This is a genomic window from Propioniciclava sp. (genome assembly GCF_036744435.1).
In the GTDB taxonomy this organism is placed as follows: Bacteria; Actinomycetota; Actinomycetes; order Propionibacteriales; family Propionibacteriaceae; genus Propioniciclava.
Map to the genome: position 1 here is coordinate 1 of NZ_DAIOIA010000142.1, position 7,179 is coordinate 7,179.

A 7,179-nucleotide genomic window follows, 5' to 3' on the forward strand; every position below is an offset into this window, starting at 1 on the left:
GCACCAACACCGGCTTCCACCGATGTCAGGTGTTCTAGTACGTCTGAAATTGTGGGCGCAGAGGGACTCGAACCCCCGACCCCCTGCTTGTAAGGCAGGTGCTCTAACCAACTGAGCTATGCGCCCCAGCGGCCAATCCTACCGGCGACGCGTCAGCCGTGACACCAAGCGCTAGCGCCGCCCGCCCTTGGGACGCACGATGCGCTGGGCCTGCCATTGCGAGGACACGGTCGCCGGGTTGGCCAACACCAGGCCTGCGGCCAGGGTCGCTTCGGCGATGTCGGTGGGATCGACGTGGCTCTCCTGGCCAATCTTCGGCGTGAACAGCCAGATGTGGCCCTCCTGAGAGAGGTCGCGGAGCGCGTCGACGAGACCATCCGCGACGTCCCCGTCCTCGTCGCGCCACCAGAGCACGACCGCGTCGACCGCTTCGATCGGATCCTCGATCATGTCGGCATCGATGGCCTCCATGATCGCGTCGCGCAGGGTTTCGTCGGCGTCGTTGTCCCAGCCGAGCTCCTGAACCATCTGCCCCGGCTCGAAACCGAGGGCCGTCACTGCGGGCTTGCCACCCGGTGCTTCGGGCGTGTTGCCCACCGGGGATTCCCCTTCCTTGGTGCGAATCACCACCCCATCGTAGAGCGAACAGGGGCAGAGACGCGCGCGGGGCACCACGAAAGCGTGGCGCCCCGCGCGCGTCGGGTCGGGAACGAACGCCTGTTAAGCGTCACCACCAGCGTTACCGGACGCGCCCGCAGTGACCTCAAGCAGCCTGTACTTGTCGGCTGCCTGCCCCGGCCACGTGCGATCGATCTCACCGTTCTTGGCCAGCATCTGCAGCGCCTTGACCACCATCGACGGACCGTCGATGTGGAAGAAGCGCCGCGCTGCCGCCCGGGTGTCGGAGAAGCCGAACCCGTCGGCGCCGAGCGACGCGAAGTCGCCGGGAACCCACTGCGCGATCTGATCCTGGACCTGACGCATGTAGTCCGAGGTCGCGATGACCGGGCCGGGCGCGTCGGCGAGCTTCTGCACGATCCACGGATCGTCCACCGCTACCTCGGGGTGCAGGAACCGGTTCGAATCCACCGCCATGGCGTCACGCCGCAGTTCCGTCCACGAGGTGACCGACCACACATCGGCGATCACGCCCCAGTCGTCACGCAGCAACTGCTGGGCCTCCAGGGCGAAGGCGATGCCCACCCCCGAGGCCAGCAACTGTACGTGCTTGGCGTCGGAGGCCAGACCCTCCGCGTTGCCCTTCGACACCAGGTGCATGCCCCGCAGGATGCCCTCGACGTCGACATCGTCGGGCTCCTTCGGCTGGACGATCGGCTCGTTGTAGACCGTCAGGTAGAAGATGACGTCTTCCGGGTTCTCCCCGTACATGCGACGCAGCCCGTCTTGCATGATGTGGGCGATCTCATAGCCGTACGCCGGGTCGTACTGCACGACGGCCGGGTTGGTCGCCGCCAGAGCCGGGCTGTGCCCATCCATGTGCTGGGTGCCCTCGCCGGTCAGCGTGGTACGACCCGCGGTGGCGCCGATGAGGAAGCCCCGGGCGAGCTGATCGGCCGCAGCCCAGATGGCGTCGGCGGTGCGCTGGAACCCGAACATCGAATAGAAGATGTAGACGGGAACCATGGGCACACCGTGGGTGGCGTAGCTGGAACCGACCGCCGAGAAGGACGCCACCGAACCGGCCTCATTGATGCCGGTGTGGATGATCTGGCCGTCCTTGGCCTCACGGTAGGACAACATCAGGTCGTGATCCACCGGCGTGTAGTTCTGGCCGTGGGGGTTGTAGATCTTGATGGTTGGGAACAGCGAGTCCATACCGAACGTGCGCGCCTCGTCGGGGATGATCGGTACCACGTGGGCACCGAACTCCTTGTCACGCAGCAGGTCCTTCAGCAGCCGCACCCACGCCATGGTGGTGGCGATCTGCTGGTGACCGGATCCCTTCTTGACCGAGGCGTACGCCTTGTCGTCGGGGAGCTTGAGTGCCTGCGGCTTGTTGCGACGCTCCGGGACAGGGCCGCCGAGGGCCCGGCGACGATCCAGCGCGTAGGCGATACGCGGGTCGGACTCGTCGGGGCGGATGTACGGCGGAAGGTAGGGGTTCTCCTCGAGCTGGGCGTCCGTGACGGGCATGTCGAGCCGATCGCGGAACTGCTTCAGATCATCCAGCGCCATCTTCTTCATCTGGTGCGTGGCGTTGCGGCCGGCGAAGTGCTGCCCGAGGAAGTAGCCCTTGATGGTGTGGGCGAGGATCACGGTCGGGGCACCGGTGAACTTGGTGGCCGCGTCGTAGGCCGCATACACCTTCTGGTAGTCGTGTCCGCCGCGGGTGAGGTTCCAGATGCGATCGTTGTCCCAGTCCTCCACCATCGCCGCGGTACGCGGGTCGCGCCCGAAGAAGTGGTCGCGGACGTACCCGCCGTCGTTGGCCTTGAAGGTCTGGTAGTCGCCGTCGGAGGTGCTGTTCATCAGGTTGACCAGCGCGCCGTCCTTGTCGGCGGCCAGCAGCGGATCCCAGCCGTGACCCCACACGACCTTGATCACGTTCCAGCCCGCACCACGGAAGAACGACTCCAACTCCTGCATGATCTTGCCGTTGCCGCGCACCGGGCCATCCAGGCGCTGCAGGTTGCAGTTGATGACGAAGGTGAGGTTGTCCAACTCCTCGTAGGCCGCCGTCTGGAGCGCGCCGCGGCTCTCCACCTCGTCCATCTCGCCGTCGCCGAGGAACGCCCAGACGTGCTGCTGGCTGGTGTCCTTCAGGCCACGGTTGTGGAGGTACTTGTTGAACTGCGCCTGCCAGATCGCGTTGATGGGGCCGATCCCCATCGACACGGTCGGGAACTCCCAGAAGTTCGGCATCTGCCGCGGGTGCGGGTAGCTGGGGAGCGCCCGGATCTGCCCGTCGACGATGTGGCTCTTCTCCTGGCGGAACCCGTCCATGTCCGCCTCCTGCAGGCGGCCCTCCAGGAAGGCGCGGGCGTACATGCCCGGGCTGGCGTGCCCCTGGAAGAACACCTGGTCGCCACCGCCGGGATGATCCTTCCCGCGGAAGAAGTGGTTCATGCCCACCTCGTAGAGCGTGGCGGAGGAGGCGAACGTCGAGATGTGCCCACCGACGCCGACACCGGGACGCTGCGCGCGGTGCACCATGACGGCGGAGTTCCACCGGAGCAGCCGCCGGAACTTCCGCTCCAGGTCCTTGTCTCCGGGATACCAGGGTTCCGCTTCCGCGGGGATGGTGTTGACGTAATCGGTGGCCGTGAGCGAGGGGACGCCGAGGTGCCGCTCACGCGAACGCTCGAGCAGTTTGAGCATGATGTATCGCGCCCGGTTCCGGCCCTGCTCATCGATCATGCCGTCGAGGGATTCCAGCCACTCCGCTGTTTCCTCCGCGTCGATGTCGGGCAGGTTGGTAGGCAGGCCGTTGAGGATGGGGCCCGCGTTGTCGCGAGGTGCCACTGATGTGTCCTTTCTCACAGCGGACGACGGCGGGTCAATGGTCCCCGCCGGGACTCTTTGCCACCCTATCTCTCCGAACCGAGAGATTCACGATGAGATGGTTCGGCCAGCCAGGCCCGCAGCCGGGGCAGTTCCCAGCAGGTCAGAATGCGCTCGGCCGGGATCCCCGCGGCGTCCGCCGCGGCCGCCCCGTACTCGCTGAACCCGAGCTGGCCGGGGGCATGCGCGTCAGTGTCGATGCTGAACACGCATCCCAGGTCGCGGGCCAGCGCGAGCAGATCGGCGGGTGGGTCACGTCGCTCGGGTCGGCTATTGATCTCCACGGCGACACCGAAGGTGCGGCACGCCTCGAATACGACTTCCGCGTCGAAGGCGCTCGGGGGGCGCGTTCCGCGGTCCCCCGCCACCAGCCGGCCCGTGACATGCCCGAGGATGTCGGTGCGCGGATGCGCGATCGCCGCGACCAGCCGCTTCGTCATGGCCTCGGCGGGCAGGGCGAGCTTGCTGTGCACGCTGGCAACCACCACATCCAGCCGGCCCAAGGTGTCGGCGTCCCCGTCGAGCCCCCCATCGTCGAGGATGTCGACCTCGGCACCGGCGAGAACCGTGAACCCCGGCAATGCCTCATTGAGCGCCGCAATCTCGTCGAGTTGGGCCAGCCTGCGCGTCCGGTCGAGGCCACGGGCGATCCGCAGCCGCGGACTGTGATCGGTGACGGCGAGGTAGCTGCGGCCCAGACGCAACGCCTCCAGCGCCATCTCGGTGAGCGAACTCGAGCCGTCCGACCAGTCGGTGTGGGAGTGGAGGTCACCTCGCAAGGCATCCAGGACGTCGTTGCTCGGCGCGAGCGGCCCGTCAGCGTTCTGCAGTTCGGCGAGGTAGTCCGGCACCAGCCCGTCATGGGACTGGGCGATCACCCGGGTCGTGGTGGCGCCGACCCCAGGAAGGGACGACCACGCCCTGCGGGCATCCAGGTCGGCACGCTGCGGCGCGTCGAGACCGCCCAACAGTTCGGCCACCCGGCGAAACGCCTGGGCGCGCCGCGTCTGCCCGCCGCGCCGCTCCAACAGGCGCGCGATCTCCCGCAGATCGACCACCGGATCTCGTCTCGACACGGGCTCATCGTCGCACGAGCGCCGCAGCCTCTCGCACGCGGGTAGTGTTCTGCCCTTGAAGGAGGGCGCATGCGCGATCAGGTGCGAGAGTGGATGCCGACCGGCCGGGCGCGCGCTGCCATGTCCAAGAGGCTGGCCGCGGCCGCCGCGTCGATGACGACGGCCGCCCTGGCGCAGATCACGGCGCACTACCCCTGGTTCGGCGATCTGGACGCGAACAACCGCGCGTCCGTCACCCTGGTCGTGCGGGCTGGGGTCGACGGTTTCCTGGATTGGTTCCGGGGCGGGGCCGGCGACGTGGAACAACCCAACATCTTCGCCTCGGCACCCCGGTCGCTGATGCGCCAACTCACCCTGCAGCAGACCGTCGACCTGATCCGCACGACCGTGGAGACGGTCGAGGAGCAGATCACCTCCCAGCTGCCCCGATCCGACCGCCCCACCCTGACCATGGCGGTCCTGCAGTACAGCCGCGAGATCGCCTTCGACGCCGCTGAGGTGTACGCCCGCGCCGCCGAGACCCGGGGCGCCTGGGACGCCCGGCTCGAGGCTCTCGTGATGGACGCGGTGGTGCGCGGAGACGCCGACGAGTCGGTCGTGTCGCGGGCCTCGACGCTCGGCTGGCACTCGCCCCGCGGTCTGACGGTCATCCTCGGCGATCTTCCCGCCCGGGACGCCTCACTGCGTGACCTGCGCGGCGCCGCCGCCCGCCGCGGGCTCGACATCCTGGCGGCCGGACAGGGACCGCGCCTGGTCGTCCTGCTAGGCGGGGACTTCACGACGGAGGAGGAGGCGCTCGCGCACGCGTCCGACCTGACCCCCTACTTCGGCGATGGTCCGGTCGTCGTCGGCACCGTGGTGCCGGATCTGGTCGAGGCCGTCGTGAGCGCCCGCGCGGCCACCTCGGGTCGCCGCGCGGCGTCGGCGTGGGTCGATGCCCCCCGACCGGTGTCGGCCCGCGCGCTGTTGCCGGAACGCGCCCTGGCCGGTGACGGTCACGCCCGGCGCGAGCTTGCCCATGACATCTATCTTCCGCTGGCCCAGCACACCGGTGACCTGATGCGCACCCTGGACGCGTACTGGGCCACCGGCACCTCCATCGAGGCGACCGCGCGCCGCTTGTTCATCCACGCCAACACCGTCCGCTACCGGCTCGGCCGCGTGGAAGACCTCACCGGCTACGCGCCATCGGATCCCCGAGGCGGCTACGTGCTTCGCCTGGCAGGCACGCTGGGGCGGCTCCTCACCGAGGCGTAGCCACTGGAGGATTCCCACAAACCCCGTCGGGAAAGACTGTGTGTCCCTCGTCATGGAGAGACCTTCCCGCCCGAGAAGATGGTCCTCGTGCTTGCGATCGTCGCGCCCGGACAGGGCGCCCAGACCCCCGGATTCCTCGCCCCTTGGCTCACCGGCCCCGCCGTCGATACCGTGACGGCCTTCTCCGAGGCCGCGGGCATCGACCTGGCGTACTACGGGACCGACGCCGACGCGGAGGCCATCCGGGACACCGCGATCGCCCAGCCCCTCCTGGTGGCAGCGGGTCTGGTGGCCGCCCAGGCGCTCACCGGCGACTCAACGGTGCCGTTCCGCGGCGCGGACATCGCCGCGGGGCACAGTGTCGGCGAGATCACGGCGGCCGCCGGTGTCGGCGTGATCAGCCCGCGAGACGCCGTGTCGCTGGTCCGCGAGCGCGCGCTGGGCATGGCGGAGGCATCCGCGCTGCGTCCCACGACCATGGCTGCAGTCGTCCGCGGCGATGCCGCCGCGGTCGTGGCAGCCATCGAGGCGCTGGGAGCGACCGCGGCGAACCACAACGGATCCGGCCAGATCGTCGCTGCCGGGACCGCGGAGCAGATCGCCGAACTGAAGGCCAACCCGCCATCCGGCAGCCGCGTCGTCCCGCTGTCGGTCGCCGGCGCCTTCCACACCTCCCACATGGAACCCGGACGTGTCCGCCTGGCAGCGGCCGCAGCCTCCCTGCGGGCCACCGATCCGGCGCTGACCCTGCTCAGCAACGCCGATGGGGCCGTCGTGGCCCACGGGGCGGACTATCTGGCGCGCCTGGTGAACCAGGTCACCTCGCCGGTCCGATGGGATCTCTGCATGGCGACGATGGCCGCCCTGGGCGTGACGGGGATCCTCGAATTGCCGCCGTCCGGGACCCTGACCGGCATCGCCAAGCGGAACCTGGCCGGTGTCGCCTTGTTCAATCTCAACACACCCGATCAGCTCGATGACGCCCGCGCCTTCGTGGCCGAGCATGCGTCGACGTCCAGCCAGGAGGCCTGAGAACGTGCCCATCACTGCCAGCAAGGGATCGCCGTACGCGCGGGTCGAGGGGCTGGGCGCCGCGGTCCCGAGTCGCGTCGTCGACAACGCCGAGATGTGCACCTACATCGACTCTTCTGACGAGTGGATCCAGCAGCGCACCGGCATCGTGGAGCGCCGTTGGGTGGCTGAGGGGGAAGATGTTCGTTCCCTGTCCTTGGCGGCCGCCCGCCAAGCCATCGAACGTGCCGGCCTGACCGCGGCCGACATCGACGCCGTCATCATCTCGACGGTCAGCCACCTGGTGCAGACG

5 protein-coding genes, 1 tRNA gene and 1 pseudogene are annotated in these 7,179 nt (G+C 68.7%); 3 read left to right on the forward strand and 4 right to left on the reverse strand.

Going from position 1 to position 7,179, the window contains the following annotated elements:
* Positions 1-52: 52 nt before the first annotated feature.
* The 4 genes from V7E09_RS13655 to V7E09_RS13670 form a co-directional block, all read right to left on the reverse strand.
* Positions 53-126, reverse strand: a tRNA-Val gene (locus tag V7E09_RS13655).
* A gap of 45 nt (positions 127-171) precedes the next feature.
* Complete coding sequence (locus V7E09_RS13660; RefSeq protein ID WP_442956897.1) at positions 172-558, reverse strand: DUF3052 domain-containing protein; 387 nt, start codon at positions 556-558, stop codon at positions 172-174.
* Positions 559-720: 162 nt separating this feature from the next.
* Positions 721-3,501 carry a pyruvate dehydrogenase (acetyl-transferring), homodimeric type gene (gene aceE, locus V7E09_RS13665; RefSeq protein WP_442956896.1) on the reverse strand — a complete coding sequence of 927 codons (2,781 nt, stop codon included), beginning with the start codon at positions 3,499-3,501 and terminating at the stop codon, positions 721-723.
* Between the two features lie 47 nt (positions 3,502-3,548).
* Entirely contained in the window at positions 3,549-4,598 is a 1,050-nt protein-coding gene (locus V7E09_RS13670) for a PHP domain-containing protein (protein ID WP_324512262.1), read from the reverse strand.
* 69 nt (positions 4,599-4,667) lie between these two features.
* Here V7E09_RS13670 and V7E09_RS13675 point away from each other — a divergent pair, with 69 nt between their 5' ends.
* The 3 genes and pseudogenes from V7E09_RS13675 to V7E09_RS13685 form a co-directional block, all read left to right on the forward strand.
* Positions 4,668-5,855 (forward strand): PucR family transcriptional regulator, encoded by a 1,188-nt coding sequence (locus tag V7E09_RS13675; RefSeq protein WP_324512261.1) that lies wholly within the window; start codon positions 4,668-4,670, stop codon positions 5,853-5,855.
* A gap of 87 nt (positions 5,856-5,942) precedes the next feature.
* Positions 5,943-6,887 carry an ACP S-malonyltransferase gene (locus tag V7E09_RS13680; RefSeq protein WP_324512260.1) on the forward strand — a complete coding sequence of 315 codons (945 nt, stop codon included), beginning with the start codon at positions 5,943-5,945 and terminating at the stop codon, positions 6,885-6,887.
* Positions 6,888-6,891: 4 nt separating this feature from the next.
* Positions 6,892-7,179, forward strand: a pseudogene (locus V7E09_RS13685) (3-oxoacyl-ACP synthase); the annotation flags it as partial.